General features: G+C 61.3%; 17 protein-coding genes, 1 tRNA gene, 2 rRNA genes and 1 pseudogene (1 of these 21 running past the window's edge). 9 read left to right on the top strand and 12 right to left on the bottom strand.

Annotated elements, in window-relative coordinates:
• The 7 genes and pseudogenes from NKH93_RS14125 to NKH93_RS14095 all read right to left on the bottom strand — a co-directional run.
• Nucleotides 1–959: pseudogene (locus tag NKH93_RS14125) on the bottom strand (ABC transporter ATP-binding protein); the annotation flags it as partial.
• On the bottom strand, nucleotides 959–2062 hold the full coding sequence (locus tag NKH93_RS14120) for an ABC transporter ATP-binding protein (RefSeq protein ID WP_352474867.1): 1104 nt from the start codon (nucleotides 2060–2062) through the stop codon (nucleotides 959–961). The pseudogene NKH93_RS14125 and the gene NKH93_RS14120, both read right to left, overlap by 1 nt.
• Complete coding sequence (locus NKH93_RS14115) at nucleotides 2059–2280, bottom strand: hypothetical protein (RefSeq protein ID WP_352474866.1); 222 nt, start codon at nucleotides 2278–2280, stop codon at nucleotides 2059–2061. The genes NKH93_RS14120 and NKH93_RS14115 overlap by 4 nt, the downstream gene beginning before the upstream one ends.
• A complete protein-coding gene (locus NKH93_RS14110; protein WP_292661213.1) occupies nucleotides 2277–3236 on the bottom strand; it encodes a carbohydrate ABC transporter permease in 960 nt (319 codons plus the stop codon). Before NKH93_RS14110 ends, NKH93_RS14115 begins: the two co-directional genes overlap by 4 nt.
• A gap of 1 nt (nucleotide 3237) precedes the next feature.
• Nucleotides 3238–4143 carry a carbohydrate ABC transporter permease gene (locus NKH93_RS14105; RefSeq protein ID WP_254816733.1) on the bottom strand — a complete coding sequence of 302 codons (906 nt, stop codon included), beginning with the start codon at nucleotides 4141–4143 and terminating at the stop codon, nucleotides 3238–3240.
• Between the two features lie 74 nt (nucleotides 4144–4217).
• Entirely contained in the window at nucleotides 4218–5534 is a 1317-nt protein-coding gene (locus tag NKH93_RS14100) for an ABC transporter substrate-binding protein (RefSeq protein WP_352448404.1), read from the bottom strand.
• A gap of 357 nt (nucleotides 5535–5891) precedes the next feature.
• Nucleotides 5892–6587, bottom strand: a complete 696-nt coding sequence (locus NKH93_RS14095) for a TetR/AcrR family transcriptional regulator (RefSeq protein WP_502896450.1) — start codon at nucleotides 6585–6587, stop codon at nucleotides 5892–5894.
• A gap of 109 nt (nucleotides 6588–6696) precedes the next feature.
• Here NKH93_RS14095 and NKH93_RS14090 point away from each other — a divergent pair, with 109 nt between their 5' ends.
• From NKH93_RS14090 to NKH93_RS14080, 3 genes are read left to right on the top strand one after another with little or no spacing between them, the layout of a single operon-like run.
• Nucleotides 6697–7893: a Tm-1-like ATP-binding domain-containing protein gene (locus NKH93_RS14090; protein WP_352474865.1), complete on the top strand. Its 1197-nt coding sequence runs from the start codon at nucleotides 6697–6699 to the stop codon at nucleotides 7891–7893.
• 11 nt (nucleotides 7894–7904) lie between these two features.
• On the top strand, nucleotides 7905–8744 hold the full coding sequence (locus NKH93_RS14085) for a phosphoenolpyruvate hydrolase family protein (protein ID WP_352474864.1): 840 nt from the start codon (nucleotides 7905–7907) through the stop codon (nucleotides 8742–8744).
• A gap of 26 nt (nucleotides 8745–8770) precedes the next feature.
• Nucleotides 8771–9187, top strand: coding sequence for a cupin domain-containing protein (locus tag NKH93_RS14080; RefSeq protein ID WP_352474863.1), 417 nt, complete (start codon nucleotides 8771–8773; stop codon nucleotides 9185–9187).
• 2 nt (nucleotides 9188–9189) lie between these two features.
• On the opposite strand, the gene NKH93_RS14075 is transcribed toward NKH93_RS14080, so the two are convergent.
• On the bottom strand, nucleotides 9190–9792 hold the full coding sequence (locus NKH93_RS14075; RefSeq protein WP_352474862.1) for a hypothetical protein: 603 nt from the start codon (nucleotides 9790–9792) through the stop codon (nucleotides 9190–9192).
• Nucleotides 9793–9854: 62 nt separating this feature from the next.
• A complete protein-coding gene (locus NKH93_RS14070) occupies nucleotides 9855–11060 on the bottom strand; it encodes a M24 family metallopeptidase (RefSeq protein ID WP_352474861.1) in 1206 nt (401 codons plus the stop codon).
• A gap of 366 nt (nucleotides 11061–11426) precedes the next feature.
• Here NKH93_RS14070 and NKH93_RS14065 point away from each other — a divergent pair, with 366 nt between their 5' ends.
• The 6 genes from NKH93_RS14065 (at nucleotide 11427) to NKH93_RS14040 (ending at nucleotide 17239) form a co-directional block, all read left to right on the top strand.
• Nucleotides 11427–13037, top strand: coding sequence for an ABC transporter substrate-binding protein (locus NKH93_RS14065; protein WP_352474860.1), 1611 nt, complete (start codon nucleotides 11427–11429; stop codon nucleotides 13035–13037).
• A 273-nt stretch (nucleotides 13038–13310) separates the two neighbouring features.
• Nucleotides 13311–14297, top strand: a complete 987-nt coding sequence (locus NKH93_RS14060; RefSeq protein ID WP_352474859.1) for an ABC transporter permease — start codon at nucleotides 13311–13313, stop codon at nucleotides 14295–14297.
• A complete protein-coding gene (locus NKH93_RS14055) occupies nucleotides 14294–15124 on the top strand; it encodes an ABC transporter permease (protein WP_352448411.1) in 831 nt (276 codons plus the stop codon). Before NKH93_RS14060 ends, NKH93_RS14055 begins: the two co-directional genes overlap by 4 nt.
• Complete coding sequence (locus NKH93_RS14050; RefSeq protein WP_352474857.1) at nucleotides 15121–15948, top strand: ABC transporter ATP-binding protein; 828 nt, start codon at nucleotides 15121–15123, stop codon at nucleotides 15946–15948. Before NKH93_RS14055 ends, NKH93_RS14050 begins: the two co-directional genes overlap by 4 nt.
• A complete protein-coding gene (locus NKH93_RS14045; protein ID WP_352474856.1) occupies nucleotides 15945–16736 on the top strand; it encodes an ATP-binding cassette domain-containing protein in 792 nt (263 codons plus the stop codon). Before NKH93_RS14050 ends, NKH93_RS14045 begins: the two co-directional genes overlap by 4 nt.
• Nucleotides 16733–17239, top strand: a complete 507-nt coding sequence (locus tag NKH93_RS14040; RefSeq protein ID WP_352474855.1) for an L-2-amino-thiazoline-4-carboxylic acid hydrolase — start codon at nucleotides 16733–16735, stop codon at nucleotides 17237–17239. The genes NKH93_RS14045 and NKH93_RS14040 overlap by 4 nt, the downstream gene beginning before the upstream one ends.
• Before the next feature lie 710 nt (nucleotides 17240–17949).
• Here NKH93_RS14040 and NKH93_RS14035 read toward each other — a convergent pair.
• From NKH93_RS14035 to NKH93_RS14025, 3 genes are all read right to left on the bottom strand, one after another.
• Nucleotides 17950–18026, bottom strand: a tRNA-Met gene (locus tag NKH93_RS14035).
• 130 nt (nucleotides 18027–18156) lie between these two features.
• A 5S ribosomal RNA gene (gene rrf / locus NKH93_RS14030) occupies nucleotides 18157–18271 on the bottom strand.
• A 96-nt stretch (nucleotides 18272–18367) separates the two neighbouring features.
• Nucleotides 18368–20112 (bottom strand): 23S ribosomal RNA (locus tag NKH93_RS14025) (it continues 1054 nt past the right edge of the window).

Below are 20112 nucleotides of genomic sequence, written 5' to 3'. Positions count from 1 at the left end.
CGTTGTTTTATTTTTGCCCGTCCCTGGCGCTCCCCTCGGGCCCCCCGCGCCGCCCCCGGGGGGGGGGTGTCTATTTAGTTGTTTGCTGCCCTAAACCCCACCCGGGGGGGGCGCCGGGGGGCCCCCGCGCCCGTCTTTAGCCCCCCCGAAGTCTTGGCACCCCCCGAAAACGGCAATTCGAAATTCAGCGGTGCCATCACCGCACGTCCGTTGACAAGCTTGCCGTCGATGAGGTTCATCGGCGGCGAGCCGACGAAGCTTGCCACGTAGGTGTCGCGCGGATTGTTGTAGATCTCGTACGGCGTGCCGGTCTGGACGATGCGGCCATGGTTGAGCACGCCGACCTTGTCACCCATCGACATCGCCTCGATCTGATCGTGCGTCACGAACAGGAAGGTGGCGCCAAGCTGCATCTGCAGGTTCTTCAATTCGGTGCGCAGCGCTTCGCGCAATTTGGCGTCGAGCGCCGACAACGGCTCATCCATCAGGAATACCCTCGGCTTGCGCACGATGGCGCGGCCGATCGAGACGCGCTGCATCTCGCCGCCTGAAAGCCGGTCGGTCTTGCGGTCGAGTAGATGCTCGATCCGCAGCGTCCTGGCGGCGCGGTCGACGCGATCCTTGATCTCGGCATCGGGCAGCCGGCGGATTTTCGGCTTCAGCGGAAATTCGAGGTTTTGGCGTACGGTATAGCGCGGGTAGAGTGAATATTGCTGCAGCACCAGCGCCACGTCGCGCTCCGCCGCGCCCCAATCGGCGACATCGACGCCGTCGATCAAGACCTGACCTTCGCTCGGTTTTTCCAGGCCGGCAATCATGCGCAGCGTCGTCGTCTTGCCGGCGCCGGTCTCGCCGAGCAGGACGAAGAACTCGCCATCGGCGATGTCGAGATCGAGCCCGGTCAAGGCGGTGTGGTTGCCGAATTTCTTCGAGATGTTCTTGAGCTGGATGTGGGCCATCAGAGTCTCACTCCCAGCGATTTGCCGCTCGCCGTGTCGAAGAAATGCGCCTGGCCGGGATCGATTCTGACGAAGACTCTTTCGCCGGGGCCGCCGATGAAGCCGCTCTTGGTGCGCGCACGCAGCATCTTGGAGCCGACCTTGAGGTCGACGATGTCGAAGGAGCCGAGCGGCTCGACGATCTGCGTCTCCACCGGCAAGAACCCTTCGGCTGCTTCGCGGCGGACGAGGACGCCTTCCGGCCGGATGCCGAGCGCGAGTTGGCCGCCGGCATGGCCGTTGAGCTTCGACAGCAAGGCGCGCGGGAATTCGAAACCGGCGGCCGCATCGCCGACGGTGACCGAGGCCGACGAGGCTTTCTCGGTCACCGAAGCGTCGGCGACGTTCATCACCGGGCTGCCTACAAATTGCGCGACGAAAAGGTTCGCCGGATGCGAATAGACCTCGTCCGGCGAGCCAACCTGCTGCAGCACACCTTCATGCATGATGACGATGCGGTCGGCGAGGCTCATCGCCTCGATCTGGTCGTGGGTGACGTAGATGCTGGTCGAGCCCTGCTTGATGTGCAGCCGCTTGATCTCGGCCCGCATCTCCTCGCGCAGCTTGGCATCGAGCGCCCCGATCGGCTCGTCCATCAGCATCGCCTTCGGCCGCCGCACCAAGGCTCGGCCGATCGCCACGCGCTGCATGTCGCCGCCCGACAGCGCCGACGGTTTCTTGGCGAGGAGATCGCTGATCTGCAGCGTCTTGGCGACCGAGCGCACCTCGCTGTCGATCTCGGCCTTGCTCTTGCGCGTCGCCCTGAGCGGAAAGGCGATGTTCTCATAGACGCTCATATGCGGATAGAGCGAGAACGACTGGAAGACCATGGCGATATCGCGATCGGCGGCCTTGAGGTGCTGGACCGGCTTGCCGTCGATGAGGATGTCGCCGCCGTCGATCGTCTCCAGCCCGGCAATCGCCCTGAGCGTCGTCGTCTTCCCGCAGCCCGACTGGCCGAGCAGCACGATGAACTCGTTGTCGTCGATCTTCAGGTTGAGGTCCTTTATGACCTGCACGGCGCCGAAATATTTCTGGACGCCTCGAAGCTCGATCTGGGTCAATGCTGTGCCCCCGGATTTGCCCCTTGCCCGGTGCCGGCCTTCTCCTCCGGCGCGATCTTGGAGGTGATGTTGAAGCCGATCAGGCCGATCAGGATGATGGTCACGCCATAGCTGTGCAGCAGCATGTTCCACGGCTGGCAGAGCGCGATGATACCGAGCACCATCAGCACCTGGCTGCCCGGTTCGAGATATTTCTGGTTGATCTCGCGAAAGCTCATTTGCGGATCGCTCCAAACGACATGCCGCGCAACAGGTGATTACGGAGCAGGAAGGTGAAGATCGCGACCGGCAGCAGGAACAGGAAGGTTCCGGCGGCAATCACCGTCCAGTCCGGCAGGCCGGAACCGACCTGGCTGGGGATGAAGGGCGGTGCTGTCTGGGCACGGCGGCTGGTCATGATCAGTGCGAAGGCATATTCGTTCCACGCCGTGATAAAGCAGAACACGGCGGTGGCGGCGATGCCGGTGGCGGCCTCGGGCAGCACGATCTTGAAGAAGGCCTCCATGCGCGTATAGCCGTCGACGAGGGCCGCCTCCTCATACTCCTTGGGGATCTCGTCCATGAAGCCTTTCATCAGCCACACCGAGAAGGACAGGTTGAAGGCGGTGTAAAGGATGATCAGGCCGATATGGGAATCGTTGAGGCCGACCGCCCGGTACATCAGGAACATCGGAATGGCGACGACCACCGGCGGCAGCATGCGTGTCGACAGGATGAAGAACAGTAGGTCCGCCTCGCCTTTTACCTTGAAGCGCGAGAACCCATAGGCGGTGAAGGTGCCCATGCCGACGGCCAGGACGGTCGAGGTTATGGCAACGATCAGTGAGTTCATGAAACGGCTCGGATAGCCCGACCACTGCACCTGGCCCTTGCCGTCGCGCACGATCTTTTCGCCCCCATTGAAGACGACGCGCTCCCACCACGGCGCAGCCGCGTACTCCTCCGGCGACGGCGGGCTGCGCAGCTGCGAACGCTTGGTAAACAACTTGACGAAGGGCGATATCTCCGGCTGGAAAACCACCGTCGGCGGAATGGTGGTGGCGAGGTTGCGCGGCTTGAACGCCGTCGAGGCGATCCAGTAGATCGGCGCCAGGAAGATGATCGTCACCAGCAGGACAGCGACGATGGCGACCCGGTTGAAGGTGATTTCGGAAGAAGTGCGGACTGCGGCCATCTCAGCGCTCCTTCACCTTGTTGAGGTATTTGACATAGATGTTGGTGATCGCCAGCACCATGATTAGCACGATGTAGGCGAGCGCGCAGGAACGCCCGGTCTGCCATTCCTGGAACGCCATCTTGTAGAGCCGGATCGAGATCAGCTCGGCCGTCGGCTGGCTGGTCAGGATGTAGGCGAGGTCGAAGGTCTTGAACGCCTCCATGGTGCGGAAGATGACCGCGATCATCAGGATCGGCGCAACCAGCGGCAGCGTTATGCGGAAGAAGGTGTAGAACGGTCCGGCCCTGTCGATCGCGGCTGCCTCGTAGAGATGCTTGGGCACGGCCGACAGGCCGGCCAGCGACAACAGCATGACGAAGGGCGACCACATCCAGATGTCGGTCAGCGCAACCGCATAGAGCGCCATTTTCGGATTCGACAGCCATTCGAAGGTGCCGAGGCCGAGCGCATAATTGATGATGCCGAAGGACGGATCGTAGAGCAGCTTCCAGAACAGGCCGACGACGGCCATCGACAGCATCATCGGCAACAACAGGAGCGTCGTCAGCAGGCCCTTGAGCGGAATGTCGCGATTGAGCAGCATGGCAACGCCGAAGCCGACGAGCAGCTGGCCGGCGACCGAGATGATGACGTATTTTGCGGTGATGGCGAAGTTGGACCAGACATAGGGATCGCTGAGCAGGTCGCGATAGTTTTGCAGCCCGACGAAATTCGCCGCCGCGCTGGTCGAGGCGCGGAAATCGGTGAACGAATAGCCCAGCGAATAGATCAGCGGGAAGATGTTGAAGACGATCAGAAACAGGATCGTCGGGATGATGAAGAGATTGCGGATCGAAATGTCGCTTAGACCGCGAGCGGCGGCCCGCGAGGACCTGTCCAGCGTGGTGATCATCGTGGTCGCCAAGACCCTGCTCCCGGTTCAAGAATCAGAAAAAGAAACGGAGGAGGCACGAACGCCCCCTCCGTGAAACTTCATGCTTATTGGCCGCGGCCGTATTTCTTGAAGGTCGCGTTCCAGTCGGCTGCCAGTGCGTCCAGCGTCTCCTTGGCGGTGCCTTCGCCGCCGATCATGTAAGGATAGATGCGCTGGTTGAGCTGCTGCAGCAGTTCCGCATATTCCGGAACCGCCCAGAAGTCCTTGACCTTGAACATGGTCTCGTAGAACGCCTTGTTGTAGGGCGTGGCGTTCTGGAATTCGGGCGACTTGAGCACGGCGGCACTGCAGGTGTAGCCGCCAAGCGCTGCCCATTTCTTCTGGGTCTCGTCCTTGATGAACCATTCCAGGAACTTCGTCGCCTCTTCCTGCTTCTGCGAGTAGGAAACGATGGAGATGCCCTGACCGCCGAGTGCGGCGAACTGGTCGCCGCCAGGTCCGGCTGGATTGGCGAAGAAGCCGGTGTTCTTGGCGTTCGGGTTCGACGCCTCGTTGATCAACGAGGGGAAGAACGCGAAGTAGTTCATGCTCATCGCGGCCAGGTTTTCAGTGATCGCCTGGTTGTCCTCGACGAAGAACGACTTGGCCCAGCCCGGAGGCGTGAACTTGTAGAGTTCCTTGTAGGCGTCGAGCGCCGCGATCGCCTTGTCGGAGTTGATGAAGCCATCGACCTTGTAGGTCTTATAGTCACCCAGCTCGCCGCCAAAGGAGAACAGCGCGTTTTCGAAGCCCATCGCCATCGCGTCATAAGAATTGTCGGTGTAGATGGCGATGCCGTATTTTTTCTGGTCCGGCCGGTAGAAGAATTCGGCGATGTCGCGTAGCGCCTTGAAATCCTTCGGCACGTCGAGATCGTAGCCATACTTGGCCTTGAAGGCTTCCTTTTCCTTGGGGTCTTCGAACCAGTCCTTGCGATAGGACCAGCCGACGGCGTCGCCTTCGAGCGGAATGGCCCAGTACTTGCTGCTGCCGCCCGGATATTCGGCATAGTATTTCACCGTGGCCGGTGCCATCACTTCACCGACCTTGTGCTTGTTGAAGAAGTCGGTCAGGTCGACATAGTGGCCACCGGTCGAGCCAGCACCAAGCCATTGCGAGTCGCCGACGACCATATCGTAGGCGTCGCCATGGGCGTTGAACTCGGTGAAGGCCTTGGTCTGGAAGTCGGGCCACGGTGTGGTTTCCACCGTGATCTTGACGCCGGTTTCCTTCTCGTACTCGTTGCCGAGTTCCTGCAGGTAATTGGCCGGATCCCATTCCGCCCAGAAGATTGTAAGTTCCTTTTCCTGCGCGTAGACGGACGTTCCGCAGGCGAGCACTAGGCCGATACCAGCAAGCAAGCTGGTCATTGTCTTGCGCATAATGATTTCCTCCCTTGTGCGCATTCTACCGTTCATGAGAACCGGCATCGAGGCCGGCCCTGGTAGTCCTCCCGTGACGGCACCGTTTCGGTCTGTGAGCCTCCTCGCTCGACCGAAACGGATCTCAGCCTTCACCTTTGATCCGCTTTATTTGTCCTGATCTGGTATTACCAATTTAAGAGGAACGTCAAGCCCTTTCTTGGACGGTGGCGGACACGCAGACAAGTTGGCTTCTGCGATATCTGCCTGTTTTCCCTGAATTTTCCTACTCCTTGATACATGAATGCCTTACTTGGGCCGCTGCATCGCTAGTAGCATGAATAGCCAGGTTGAAAATCTGGTCGAACCAGATTGGCGTCATCTCACGGCGGTCATCGGCGCGATCCCATCTCCTTCAATCATCGATTCGGTCATAGCCGCGCGCACAAGAGCGCCGGCCGCCCATTGCGCAACCGACATCATACTGCGGCTATCCAATCCCCATATATCCTTTAAAACGATCAGCACCTCAACACCGAAGATCAATGACAGCGCCTGCGCGAGCCGCTTGAATTCGCGCGGCGGCAACCGGCCTTTGAGTGGCGCGATCGCATCTTTCAAGAGATCGACGCGATGGCCGCGGGTGAAGGCAGGTTCGCCGTCAAGCGTGCCTGCCTGTCGCTGCGCCCACTGGTCGAGCGACAGTTTCAGCGCCGCCTTGAACGTCGCTTCGAAGACCTCGATGCGCGGCATGGCGGTCTCGAACAGCTCGGCGACCCGGCGCTCGGGATCGGCAGAGCTCGATTTCCACGTAAGGATCGGCCCAAGCCCCTCATCGACCACCGCCTGCACCAACGCCGCCTGGCTCGGAAAATACCGATAGGCGGTGGCGCGCGAGACCTCCGCTGCCTCCGCCACCTCGCTGACGGAGGGCGTGGCGCCCGCCTGCATCAGCTTTGTCGCCGTCTCCAGCATGAGACGCCTGGTGCGCGCGCGGGCCCCGCGCTCTACCTGGGGGTTCGGCCCTTGGCTGGCATCGTCGTCGATTGCCGCCTGTTGACGTGAGACATTCATGTCAATACGATACGCGTGTCTCAAAAAATTGCAATGGTCCTTCGCGCCGTCGAACGGCCGGACAAAAAGGGGCGGCAGCGCCGAACACGCCCAAGACCGGGGAAACGCGATGAAGCGCATCTATGTGGTGGGCACCGCCGACACCAAGGGCGAGGAACTCGCGTTTCTGGCCGATGCGGTCGCCGCTACCGGCGCTTCGATTGCCCGTGTCGACATCGGAACACGCGGCGCGACCGCGCCGGTCGATGTTTCGGCAGACGAGGTCGCCAGCCACCATTCCGAGGGTCGCAATGCCGTACTCGGCGTCGACGATCGCGGCACCGCGGTGGCGGCGATGGCTGCCGCCTTTGCCCGGTTTGTCCAGTCGCGCAGCGATATTGCCGGGATTATCGGCATTGGCGGCGGTGGCGGCACTTCGATCATCACCGCAGGCATGCGCACGCTGCCGCTCGGTCTGCCCAAGATCATGGTTTCGACGTTGGCCTCGGGTGACACCGCGCCTTACGTCGACGTCTCCGACATCGTCATGATGCCGTCGGTGACCGACATGGCCGGCCTCAACCGGCTTTCGCGTGTCGTGCTGCACAATGCCGCCCAGGCGATATCAGGCATGGCGACAAAGCCGGCGCCGCCGCCCGACGGCAAACCGTCGCTCGGCCTCACCATGTTCGGCGTCACCACGCCATGCGTGACCGCGATCGCCGATGAGCTTCGTTCGACTTATGACTGCATGGTCTTTCATGCCACCGGCACCGGCGGCCGCACCATGGAAAAATTGGCCGACAGCGGCCTGTTGTCCGGCGTCATCGACATCACAACGACCGAAGTCTGCGACTTGCTGTTTGGCGGCGTGCTGCCGGCGACCGAGGATCGCTTTGGCGCCATCGCCCGCACCGGGCTGCCTTATGTCGGCTCGGTCGGCGCGCTCGACATGGTCAATTTCTGGGCGCCGCCGACAATTCCGGAACGCTATCGCGGCCGGCTGTTCTATGAGCACAATCCAAACGTCACACTGATGCGCACCACTGCCGACGAAAGCAGAACGATCGGCGAATGGATCGGTGCAAGGCTGAGCCTCTGCCAGGGTCCGGTTCGTTTCCTCATTCCGGAGAAAGGCGTGTCGGCGCTCGACATTGAAGGCGGCGCCTTCTTCGACCCTGAAGCCGATGCCGCTTTGTTCGAGGCGATCGAGCGTACCATCAAACCCGCCAAAACGCGGCGCGTGCTGCGTTTGCCGCTTCATATCAACGACCCCGAATTCGCCTGGGCTGCCACAACGGCCTTCCTCGACATCGCCAGACAGTGAGACACCAAGACATGGCCGCCATACCGCGCAAGAAAATCCTGGAGAAATTCCGCAAGATGATCGCGGACGGCGTGCCGATCGTCGGCGGCGGTGCCGGCACCGGCCTGTCGGCCAAGGCAGAGGAAGCCGGCGGCATCGACCTGATCATCATCTACAATTCGGGCCGCTACCGCATGGCCGGGCGCGGCTCGGCCGCCGGCCTGCTCGCCTATGGTAACGCCAACGAGATCGTCAAGGAAATGGCCTACGAAGTGCTGCCGGTAGTGAAGAAGACGCCGGTGCTGGCCGGCGTCAACGGCACCGATCCCTTCGTCATCATGCCGCTGCTTTTGGCCGAGTTGAAGACGATGGGTTTTTCCGGTGTGCAGAACTTTCCGACTATCGGCCTGTTCGACGGCCAGATGCGGCAGAGTTTTGAAGAAACCGGCATGGGCTTCGGGCTCGAGGTCGACATGATCGCCGAGGCTCACAAACTCGACCTGTTGACCACGCCCTATGTCTTCAACGCAGACGAGGCGCGCGCCATGACAACAGCTGGCGCCGACATCGTCGTCGCCCATATGGGGGTGACCACCGGCGGCTCGATTGGCGCGACATCGGCTAAATCGCTGGACGACTGTGTGAGCGAGATCGACGCCATCGCCAAAGCGGCACGCTCAGTGCGCGAGGATATGATCCTGCTTTGCCATGGCGGGCCGATCTCGATGCCGGACGACGCCAGATATGTTCTCGAGCGCTGCAAGGGCCTGCACGGGTTCTATGGCGCCAGTTCGATGGAGCGGCTGCCGGCGGAAGCCTCAATCGCCAGGCAGACGGCGGATTTCAAGGCGGTCACGTTCGGCGCTGCGTAGAGACCAGCAAACAGAAGGGTGGAACGATGACGGAGAACAGCAAGGTATTCGTATATCCAAAAGACGTCAGCGCCTTCGGCTTCGACTGGGGCAGGCTGTCGCTGACGGTCGCTCCCGAAGTGAACGGCGCAAAGCGATTTTCCGGTGGTGTCGTCGACCTACCGTCAGGCAAAGGCCATACGCGTCATAACCATCCGGGTGCGGAGGAGATCATCTTTGTCATCTCAGGCAATGGCGAGCAGATGGTCGAAGACGAGAAAGGCAACCCGGTCGTCGAGAAAGTCGGCCCCGGCTGCACCATCTATGTGCCGGAAAGCCGCTTCCACTCGACGCTCAATACCGGCGATGCGGGCATGCAGCTTTTCGTCGTCTATTCGCCGGCAGGGCCGGAACTGGCATTGCGGGAGTTGCCGGATTTCAGGTTGATCCCGCCGGGCAGATAATGTCACAGGCTGAGGCCAATCTTCATCGCACGAGCGACCCTTGCTAGGTTGTTAGTATCGCTTCCCAGAGCGAGCCTATCCGGCAAAGTGGGGACATCGCGCTCTGATCGGAAAGCATCCGGCGAAGGTAAGCGCGCCACCCAGTAGGACAAACAGTTTTCCGCTGCCTCCGGACCAAGCTGCCAGAGTACAAATCGAACAGCATTTTCAGGGAACATGAAGCCCGGAACTTCAGAACATGCGACCTGTTCGGCTAGTTTGCGCGGAACGTCGAAACGTTCGAAGAGCGGCAGGACAGTCGTTTGGATGTTGGCAACGATGTTCGCGATTTCAGCCTGGCGGGTATGCGGGTTTGCGATGTTCCATGTCCGCTCGTCCCACTCCTTTATTGCCTTGCTGTAGACCGACGCATGCACGACGAGTTCGACGTACTCGCCGCCGACGTTCAGATAGTTTGATTGAAAGGAGATTTTGAATGCCCAGTCGCCGGCCCGACGACTCGCATGAGGACCGGTTTTCGCAAAGCGGAACCCAATCGGTTCGAACTCCATGGAGATCTGCTCGCACCCGTCGATAAAGACCTGCTTGGGCAGTTCGCGTTCCATATCGGCAAATGCTCGCTGGTGTGACCAATTGTTTGCTCGAACGAGGTAATCTCAAGAACGGGCTAGGTACCAGCGCCTAAGCCGCCCCCGCCTCTGTTCCAGCCCCGGCCCCGATCGCCGAACATGACGTAGCCGGCATCGGTCACCGCCACCGTGTCCTCCAGCTTGATGAAGCCGCGCGTCGGGTGGAGCATGGTCGTCTCGACCGAAAGCACCATGTTCTTCTCCAGCGGCTTTGCGGCATAGGTGCCTTCATATGTCACCGGATGGTTGGTCATCAGGAACGGCGCTTCATGCGTGATCAGCCCCATGCCATGCGCGAAAAAATCAGTATAGGCCGCAACCTTGGATTTCTTCAGAACGCCTTCGGCATGAGAAATCATGTCACCGCCCAGCGTGCCCGCCTTGACCTTGGAGAAGGCCGCCTGCTGCACTGTCTCGATCTCGGCCAGCAGATCCTCGAGTTCGGCGTCAGGGTCGCCCAGCACGCCCATGCGGCAAAGATCGCCGATATAGCCGTGGTAGTTGCCCCCGGAATCGATCGACATCACTTCGCCCCGTTTCCACGCCTGCGGCGAGGCTGCGCGGTTGTGGCTGGAGCCTAGCGTCAACAGGCAATATTCGAAATGCGCGCCGCGATTGGTCTCCTCGCGCCTGAGATGTTCGATGATCTCGCTCTTTGTCGTGCCTTCGCGTGCCCAGCCGATGGTCGCCAGCATGGAATCGGTGATCAGCTCCGAAGCGATGCGCAGCTTTTCCAGCTCCGCCTCGGTTTTGATTGCCCGCATGCGCTCCAGCATATCAGTCGCATCGATCAGCTTGGCATCCGGCAGCGCGTTGCGGATCAGCATATAGGCGTCGGACGGCAGGAAGGCGGGCTCGATGCCGATGTGGGCATTGCCCTTGGTGATCTTTCGCAAATGCTCGACCGCCAGATTGGCGGCATCGAGCGTACCCCAGCAGGCGGCATGCAGTGTCGGCGTCCAGAATGGATGATTCTGGTGCTCGCCGCCTTCCATGCGGTTGCCGATGTAGGCGGCATGCTCCGGCCCACCTTTCTCATAGACGACGAAAGGCAGATAACGGCTGTGGCCGATTGCATCCATGGCGGCGAAGAAGATGAACTTGTAGCCGCCAAGCAGATATTGCGTGTTGTGCTTGGAGGTGGCGAGCAGCACGTCGATGCCGGCCTCCTCCATCAGCCCGTCCACCCTGGCCTGGTCGAACGGCACGCTGCCGACGGCATTCTTGCCTGGGGCAATGTTCATGTCTCTCTCCCTGAAATCCCTTAGCCGGCCGCTCGCCGGCACCGGCTTTTCCGGCTCTGAACCTCGGCTATGCTTAAATCTGCATCATTTTGCCCGATCTGGTCCAGCCAGAACGGGCGAACCAGCCCCAAAAGCTGCTCCACCTGCTGCACTTTACCCCAGCCTGGTCCTGCTAGAACCGCGCGTCGAACCGTTTTCTGTACAACTGGTCCAGCGGACGGAAATTTCAAAGCCACGTAGAGATGCGCCAATTCCGTCTTTGGCGAAACCCCGCACAAGGCCCATAATCAGCTTTGCAGGATGCTTACGAGCGTCCGAGGGGTACGGCGGACCCGGCTGGGTCCGCGGAGAGGACGGAGTTCGATCATGCCAGAGTTCACCATTTCCAGACGTACAATGCTGGCCGGTTCGGCGTTGCTGTTGGCCTCCACCGCCATGCCGACGATCGGCTCGGCGCAGACGCCGAGAAAGGGCGGACGACTGGTTGTCGCTGCCGATTCCGAGCCGCGCAATCTCAATCCGGCGATTGTCGCCTCGAACGGCGTCTTCTTCATCTCGAGCAAGATCGTGGAAACCTTGGCCGAGGCCTCCTTCGGCGGCAAGGATGGGCTCGATCCGCGGCTGGCGCTCAGCTGGGAAGGTGCCGCCGACGGCCTGTCGCTGACGTTCAAACTGCGCGAGGGCGTCAAATGGCATGATGGGAAGCCATTCACCTCAGCCGATGTCGCCTTCTCGGCGCTGCAGGTCTGGAAGCCGCTGCAGAATCTCGGCCGCACCGTGTTCAAGGATCTGGAGGCCGTCGACACGCCGGACGAAACCACCGCCGTGTTCAAATTCGCCAAGCCGACACCGTTCCAGCTGATCCGCAACGCCTTGCCGGCGCTGAGCAGCGTGGTGCCCAAGCACATCTACGAGACCGGAAAGATCGAGGACAACCCGGCCAACAACGCCCCGGTCGGCACCGGACCGTTCAAATTTGCCGAACACAAGCCCGGCGAATATTACCGGCTGGAGAAGAACACCGACTATTGGGGCAAGGACGAGCCCTATCTCGACGAGATCATCTATCAGGTGCTGCCGGACCGCACGTCGGCGGCCAGCGCCCTGGAAGCCGAAGAGATCCAGCTCGCCGCCTTCTCCGCCGTGCCCCTGGCCGATCTCGACCGCATCTCCAAAGTGCCCGGTCTCAAGGTGATCACCAAGGGTTATGAAGGGCTGACCTACCAGCTCGTCGTCGAGATCAATCATCGCCGCAAGGAGTTGGCCGACCTGAAAGTACGCCAGGCGATCGCTCACGCCATCGACAAGGATTTCGTCGTCGAGACGGTATTCCTTGGCTATGCCGCCACCGCCACTGGCCCGGTGCCGAAAAACGACCCGCAATTCTACACCGCCGACGTGCCGACCTACGCTTTCGACGTCGCCAAGGCCAATGCCTTGCTTGACGAGGCCGGCTACAGCCGGGGCGATGACGGCAAGCGCTTTTCATTGAGATTGCTGCCGGCGCCTTACTTCAACGAAACCAAGCAGTTCGGCGACTATCTGCGCCAGGCGCTCGCCGTCATTGGCATCGACGCCCAGCTGGTCAACAACGACTCTGCCGCGCACATCAAGGCGGTTTACACCGACCACGCCTTCGACCTTGCGGTCGGGCCGCCGGTGTTCCGCGGCGATCCGGCGATCTCGACCACCATCCTGGTGCAGAGCGGTATTCCCGACGGCGTGCCCTTCTCCAACCAGGGTGGCTACAAGAATGCCGATCTCGACGCCCTGATCGCCAAGGCATCGGAGACGCTCGACACCGCCGCCCGCACCGAACTCTACAAGGAGTTCCAGAGAAAAGTTGCCGCCGACCTGCCGCTGATCAACGTCGCCGAATGGAGTTTCATCAGCGTCGCCCGCGATACGGTCAACAACATCGCCAACAACCCGCGCTGGGCGGTATCGAACTGGGCGGACACTTGGCTGGAGGCTTAGGCAGGTCGGCTCAAGACTTGCACATCGCCTATGTGGGTGCTCAGCTTCGGCTATGAGAGTTCCTTCGCGCCCCCCTCTGTCCTGCCGGACATCTCCCCCACGAGGGGGGAGATCGGCTGTCATTGTCGCTTTCGCCAATCTCCAGCGTTGCAAGACGGCCGGCATCGCCGAAACTGCCAATCTCCCTCCTTGTGGGGGAGATGTCCGGCAGGACAGAGGGGGGCGCCGTAAAGCGCGGCACGGAAGACTTGGCTCTCCTATCGGCGTTGCGCCATGACCCGCGCCGTCATCCTCCTTCGCCGCCGTCTCGTCGGCAGCATCTTCGTGCTGCTGATTGTCGTCATCGGCACGTTCCTGTTGCTCGAAGCCGCTCCCGGCGATGCGGTCGATGCCTACATTGTCTCGACCGGTGGCGACGCCGGCATGATCGAGCTGTTGCGTCACCGCTGGGGGCTCGACCAGTCGGAGCTGACGCGGCTGGCCAATTATCTTTGGGCGCTGCTGCATCTCGATCTCGGCCAATCGGTCAGCTTTTCGCGGCCGATCCGCGATGTCATCCTCGAGCGCCTGCCCAACACGCTGCTGTTGATGGGGAGCGCCACGGCGCTCTCCTTCGGCCTCGGCTCGGCTCTCGGCATCTATGTCGGCGCCAGTCCCGGCAGCTTCCGCGATCGTTTCCTGTCCATCGGTTCGCTGGCGCTCTATGCCGTGCCGGGCTTCTGGCTCGGGCTTGTGCTGATCATTGTCTTCGCCGTCGACCTGCGCTGGTTTCCGATCGGCGGCATCGAGAGTATCGCCTCGGCCAAGAGCGGCCTCGATCGCGCCGCCGACATCGCCCGCCATCTCGTCCTGCCGGTTTCGGCGCTCGGCTTCATTTATCTCGCGCTCTATCTGCGCATGATGCGCGCCGGCATGGCCGAGGTGTGGCGGCAGGACTTTGTGCTGGCCGCCCGTGCCAGGGGACTTTCCCGCCGTCGCATCGTGCTCGCTCACGTCGCCCGTAACGCGCTGTTGCCGCTGGTCACCATGTTCGGCCTGCAGTCGGCGCAAATGCTGGGCGGCAGCGTCGTCATCGAGAGCGTCTTTTCCGTCCCCGGCCTCGGCCGGCTGGCGCAGGAAGCGGTGGCCGCGCGGGATACCCCACTACTGCTCGGCATTATTCTCACCAGCGCTGTCCTGGTCGTCATCATCAACCTTCTCGTCGACATCGCCTACGCCTTCCTCGATCCGCGCGTCGGCGCCAGTGAGGCCGGCGCGTGAGCCCGCTTCGCCGCTTTCTCCGGACCCCGGAAGCGATCGCCGGCGCGGTCATCCTGGCGGCGCTGTTTGCCGTCGCGCTTGCCGCACCTTTGTTCTTTCCCGGCGATCCGCAGGCGATTGCCGGGCCGGCGTTGCTGCCGCCGTTCCAGGACTGGTCGTTGCCACTCGGCACCGACCGCCTCGGCCGCAACGTGCTTGCCGAGCTTTTCCACGGCGCCCGCACCTCGCTGGCGGTCGGGCTGGCAGCAGCCGCCGCCGCCCTTGCCGTCGGTGCCGTGATCGGCACGTTGGCCGGCTTTGCCGGCGGTCTTGTCGACGAGATGCTGATGCGCATCACCGACGCTTTCCAGACCGTCCCAGCCTTTCTGCTGGCTTTGGCTTTCGTCAGCATCGTCGGGCCGTCGCTCGGCGTCATCGTCGCTGCGATCGCGCTGGGCGCCTGGACCGGACCGGCACGCGTGGCGCGCGCCGAAGTGCTGTCGATCCGCGAGCGCGATTTTGTTGCCGGCGCCCGCGTCATCGGCATGCATCCGCTGGAGATCGCCTTTCGCGAGGTGCTCCCCAATGCGCTGCCGCCGGTAATGGCTTTGTCGTCGGTGATCGTCGCCGCGGCGATTCTCACCGAAGCGGCATTGTCCTTCCTCGGCCTTGGCGACCCCAACCGCGTAACCTGGGGCGGCATGATCGCCGAAGGCCGCGCCGTGCTGCGCACCGCGCCCTTCCTGTCGATCATTCCGGGCGTAGCGCTCGTGCTGACCGTGCTCGGCGTCTATCTCACCGGCGAAGGCGTCGTCGAGACCACGGCGATGAGGAGGAGCCTGTCGTGACGGCGCTTGCTTCGATTCGCAGTCTGACGGTGACCTATCGCCGCGACGGCGCCGAGGTGGCGGCGCTAAAGAATGTCAGCCTCGACATCCCCGCCGGCGAGCGCTTTGCCATCATCGGCGAGAGCGGTTCCGGCAAGAGCACGCTGGCGCTAGCCATTGCCGGGCTGCTGCCGGCCACTGCCAAGATCGAAGGCCGTATCGATTGGCTCCTGCGCCCGCCACCAATGTTTGGTGCCAAGGCACCTGCCGGTCTTCGCGACCATGCTCCAATCGGTGGCCGTGACATCGGCTTTATTTTCCAGGACCCATCCGCAAGTCTCGATCCGGTGATGCCAATAGGCAAGCAGATCGCGGAAGTCGCCTACACCCATCTCGGCCTCAGTTGGCGAGACGCCTATGCCAAGGCAAAAACCCTGCTCGAACGGGTCCGTCTGCCCGACCCCGATGTCGCTTTGCGTGCCTTTCCACATCAGCTCTCCGGCGGCCAGAAGCAGCGCGTGGCGATCGCCGCAGCGATTGCGGCCGGGCCGAAACTGCTGGTCGCCGACGAGGCGACCAGTGCGCTGGACACCATCGTGCAGGCCGAGATTGTCGGGCTGATCCGGCGACTGGTGGCCGAGGACGGTATGACGCTGCTGTTCATCAGCCACGACATTGCGCTGGCCGCTGAGCTTGCAGAGCGCATAGCGGTGTTCCGGCATGGCGAGCTGCTCGAGCTCGATTCGACAGCCCAAATCGTCAATGCGCCGCGTCACGCATACACTCGTGTGCTGCTTGACGCTCATCTCGGCTTCGACGCCGAGCCGCTGTTGCGGCGAACATGACCAGTCCGCTGCTCGCCGTTTCCGGCCTGACCAAACGATACAGTCGCGGCGGCAAGACCATCGCCGCGGTCGACGACGTTTCCTTCCACATCGACCCCGGCGAGACGCTGGCGCTGGCCGGACCTTCCGGCAGCGGCAAGTCGACGATAGCTCGTCTAGTGCTCCGGCTCGTCGAATTCGATACCGGCAGTATCGAATTTGAAGGCAGCGATTTCCTGTCGCTGAACGGCGCTGCCTTGCGCGGCCGGCGCGCCCGTCTTCAGATGGTGTTTCAGGATCCGCTCGCCGCCTTGAACCCACGCGCCACAGTCGCGCGTGTGCTCGACGACCCTCTGCGCATCCATCACATTGCCTCCGGCCCCGAGCGCCCGCGCCGAATTGCAGCTCTGCTGGAACGCGTCGGCCTCAGCCCCGGTCTCGCCGGCCGCGCCATTCACGAGATTTCCGGCGGCCAACGCCAGCGCGTTGCAATCGCCCGCGCCATTGCCACGAAACCGTCGCTGATCGTGCTCGACGAGGCCGTGTCGGCGCTCGACGTTTCGGTTCGCGCGCAGATCCTGCAACTGCTGCTCGATCTTCAACGCGAGGAGCGCATCGCCTATCTGTTCATTTCGCACGATCTCGGCGTCGTCCGTGCCATCGCCCACCGCATGGCCATTCTGGACGCCGGGCGAATTGCCGAGAGCGGCGATGCCCGCAGCGTCATCGACGCGCCGCAATCCGCGATCGGCAAGGCGCTGGTGGCGGCAGCGCCAAGACTGTCAAGGATCGAACAGGACGCATCATGACCGACGCCGAAGCCCGAGCCGAAAAACTGTCGCGCGAACTCGATTCCGCCTTCCGCAACCGTGCCGATCTCTATCGTCTGTTGCTCGACGAGCTGACCGCGGAAGTTGGCGCGGAAAAGGCTGAGGCGATCATGATCCGCACCATCGAACGGCGAGGCAGGGAGGTTGCGGCGGCGGCCTTCGCCGATTTCGGCCCCAACGACGCACCGGCGATCGGCGAGGCGTTCCTGGCCGTCAGCCCGGATGGCGGCCGCATGTATCCGACCGATGTCGAACGCGGCCCGGACCGCATCGCCTTCAGGGTCAGGCGCTGCCCGCTGAAGGACGCCTGGGTCGAAGCCGGCATCGATGACGAGAAGCTCGCCACGCTCTGCCGCATCGCCGGCGCCTTCGATCGCGGCCTGTTCGAGGCCACCGGAGTGCGCTTCGACAACGTCACCTGGACGGCGGGCCACGGTTCCGGCTGCTGCCACATCGCCTTGACCAACCGCGATGCCGGTTAGAGCTGCAGCTCGAGCCATGTCGGCGAAGAAGTAGAGTTCCGTTCCGTTGGGCAGCACGGAGCCAAACACCCCGGCGCCATAAGGCAAGCGGGGATTTTGATGTGTGCATTGCAAGGAATTCGTGCGGACAGTATCCGCCTCGGTGTCCCGCTGTGTCGGCTTCGTTGCTAAGTGTCCGGGTTGCTAAGTGTCCGGCCGGAGACGTCTTTGTGGGTTCATGGTTGTGGCCTCGAGCCACGGCAATCAAATCAATCCGAGATTCTGTCGGATTGCGGCATCCTTGTTCGTCTTCTGTAGGGGAGTTCCTGGAGGTGAACTATGAGCGAATTGCCGGTGGTCAAAACGCGACGCAAAGGCAAGACGCTTACGCAGAGCATGCTGATCCCAACCGAGAAAATGGTCGCTGACGAACTCCGGGCTGCAGGACCTGGCCACTTTTCGGACCTTGCAGAGTTACGACGTAAGCTCGCGGCAAAATACGGAGCAGACGCCTGCTGCCCAGTGACTGTGCGGCGGCACCTGGTGCATATCAGTCAAGACGGCAGCGCGCCTTTTTGGCGCGTCGTAAATCCCGATCGGCCATTCGCCCCACGTATGAGAGGTGGATCGGAGCACATACGCGAAAAATTGGCCGCGGAATGCTAAGTGTCCTGTCGCCGTACTTCAGCCCATACGAAAACGGCCCGCACAAGGCGGGCCGTTTTCGAATTTGGTTGCGGGGACAGGATTTGAACCTGTGACCTTCAGGTTATGAGCCTGACGAGCTACCGGGCTGCTCCACCCCGCGTCAACCCTAGAAGTAAGCCTTGGCTCACTGGATTCAAGCTTCCGCCAAATGAAAGGGCCGCTTGCGCGGCCCGATATCCCGTTGGCGGGCCTGTTCGTAAGGAGAAGATTAAACAACGTGCGCTTGGCAGACCTGGCAGCGACCTACTCTCCCGCGTCTTGAGACGAAGTACCATCAGCGCTGGAGCGTTTCACGGCCGAGTTCGGAATGGGATCGGGTGCAGCCGCTCCGCCATAACCACCAGGTCGGCAAAACGCACGTTGCTCGAGAAGCTGTTTTCTGTGCCATTCATCTCGGCGCAATCCAAGGATTGTCACCAGAAATGGGCATTAGGAATGAGAACGATCAAGCCGATCGAACTATTAGTACCGGTAAGCTTCAAGCGTTGCCGCTCTTCCACACCCGGCCTATCAACGTGGTCGTCTTCCACGGTTCTCAGGGAATACTCGTTTTAAGGTGGGTTTCCCGCTTAGATGCCTTCAGCGGTTATCCCGTCCGGATATAGCTACCCTGCTATGCGGCTGGCGCCACAACAGGTCCACCAGAGATCCGTCCATCCCGGTCCTCTCGTACTAGGGACAGATCCTTTCAATATTCCTACACCCACGGCAGATAGGGACCGAACTGTCTCACGACGTTCTGAACCCAACTCACGTACCGCTTTAAATGGCGAACAGCCATACCCTTGGGACCTGCTCCAGCCCCAGGATGCGATGAGTCGACATCGAGGTGCCAAACAACCCCGTCGATATGGACTCTTGGGGGTCATCAGCCTGTTATCCCCGGCGTACCTTTTATCCGTTGAGCGATGGCCCTTCCACGCGGGACCACCGGATCACTATGACCGACTTTCGTCTCTGCTCGACTTGTCAGTCTCGCAGTCAGGCAGGCTTATGCCATTGCACTCAGCGAACGATTTCCGACCGTTCTGAGCCCACCATCGCGCGCCTCCGTTACTCTTTAGGAGGCGACCGCCCCAGTCAAACTACCCACCATACATTGTCCCGGACCCGGATAACGGGCCGCGGTTAGACATCCATAGTGATAAGGGTGGTATTTCAAGGGTGGCTCCACCTGAGCTGGCGCCCAGGTTTCAAAGCCTACCACCTATCCTACACATGCCACTACGAATGCCAATGTAAAGCTATAGTAAAGGTGCACGGGGTCTTTCCGTCTAACCGCAGGAACCCCGCATCTTCACGGGGAATTCAATTTCACTGAGTCTATGCTGGAGACAGCGGGGAAGTCGTTACGCCATTCGTGCAGGTCGGAACTTACCCGACAAGGAATTTCGCTACCTTAGGACCGTTATAGTTACGGCCGCCGTTTACTGGGGCTTCGATTCAGAGCTTGCACCCCTCCTCTTAACCTTCCAGCACCGGGCAGGCGTCAGACCCTATACGTCGTCTTGCGACTTCGCAGAGCCCTGTGTTTTTGATAAACAGTCGCTACCCCCTGGTCTGTGCCACCCTCCCATGCTTGCGCATGAAAGGGTCACGCTTCTTCCGAAGTTACGCGTGCAATTTGCCGAGTTCCTTCAGCATAGTTCTCTCAAGCGCCTTGGTATACTCTACCAGTCCACCAGTGTCGGTTTCGGGTACGGTCTATAAGGAGGAGCTATTTCCTGGAACCACGCAGCAGCCCTTTCAATCCGATAAGATTGGACTACCTCAATGATCCGTCACTTCCTCCAGGCCCACGAATATTAACGTGGTTCCCATCGTCTACGCATTTCTGCCTCGACTTAGGGGCCGGCTAACCCTGCTCAGATTAGCTTTAAGCAGGAACCCTTGGACTTTCGGCGGGGGAGTCTCTCACTCCCCTTACGTTACTCATGTCAGCATTCGCACTTCTGATACCTCCACCACCCCTCACGGGTATGGCTTCATCAGCTTACAGAACGCTCCGCTACCGCTTGCATTGCTGCAAACCCTAAGCTTCGGTGTATGGCTTTAGCCCCGTTACATTTTCGGCGCAAAGACCCTTATTTAGACCAGTGAGCTGTTACGCTTTCTTTAAATGATGGCTGCTTCTAAGCCAACATCCTGGTTGTTTTGGGATCCTCACATCCTTTCCCACTTAGCCA

The organism is Mesorhizobium sp. M0954 (genome assembly GCF_040319155.1).
Taxonomy (GTDB): Bacteria; Pseudomonadota; Alphaproteobacteria; order Rhizobiales; family Rhizobiaceae; genus Mesorhizobium.
This window is presented reverse-complemented; position numbering and strand designations above follow the sequence as displayed.

Bases quoted from the DNA above. Each gene is read 5' to 3' on its own strand.
- NKH93_RS14075 (WP_352474862.1), bottom strand. From the start codon at position 9,792: ATGGAACGCGAACTGCCCAAGCAGGTCTTTATCGACGGGTGCGAGCAG.
- NKH93_RS14045 (WP_352474856.1), top strand. From the start codon at position 15,945: ATGACCAGTCCGCTGCTCGCCGTTTCCGGCCTGACCAAACGATACAGT.
- NKH93_RS14065 (WP_352474860.1), top strand. From the start codon at position 11,427: ATGCCAGAGTTCACCATTTCCAGACGTACAATGCTGGCCGGTTCGGCG.
- NKH93_RS14080 (WP_352474863.1), top strand. From the start codon at position 8,771: ATGACGGAGAACAGCAAGGTATTCGTATATCCAAAAGACGTCAGCGCC.
- NKH93_RS14085 (WP_352474864.1), top strand. From the start codon at position 7,905: ATGGCCGCCATACCGCGCAAGAAAATCCTGGAGAAATTCCGCAAGATG.
- NKH93_RS14090 (WP_352474865.1), top strand. From the start codon at position 6,697: ATGAAGCGCATCTATGTGGTGGGCACCGCCGACACCAAGGGCGAGGAA.
- NKH93_RS14060 (WP_352474859.1), top strand. From the start codon at position 13,311: ATGACCCGCGCCGTCATCCTCCTTCGCCGCCGTCTCGTCGGCAGCATC.
- NKH93_RS14100 (WP_352448404.1), bottom strand. From the start codon at position 5,534: ATGCGCAAGACAATGACCAGCTTGCTTGCTGGTATCGGCCTAGTGCTC.
- NKH93_RS14095 (WP_502896450.1), bottom strand. From the start codon at position 6,587: ATGAATGTCTCACGTCAACAGGCGGCAATCGACGACGATGCCAGCCAA.
- NKH93_RS14110 (WP_292661213.1), bottom strand. From the start codon at position 3,236: ATGGCCGCAGTCCGCACTTCTTCCGAAATCACCTTCAACCGGGTCGCC.
- NKH93_RS14070 (WP_352474861.1), bottom strand. From the start codon at position 11,060: ATGAACATTGCCCCAGGCAAGAATGCCGTCGGCAGCGTGCCGTTCGAC.
- NKH93_RS14115 (WP_352474866.1), bottom strand. From the start codon at position 2,280: ATGAGCTTTCGCGAGATCAACCAGAAATATCTCGAACCGGGCAGCCAG.
- NKH93_RS14040 (WP_352474855.1), top strand. From the start codon at position 16,733: ATGACCGACGCCGAAGCCCGAGCCGAAAAACTGTCGCGCGAACTCGAT.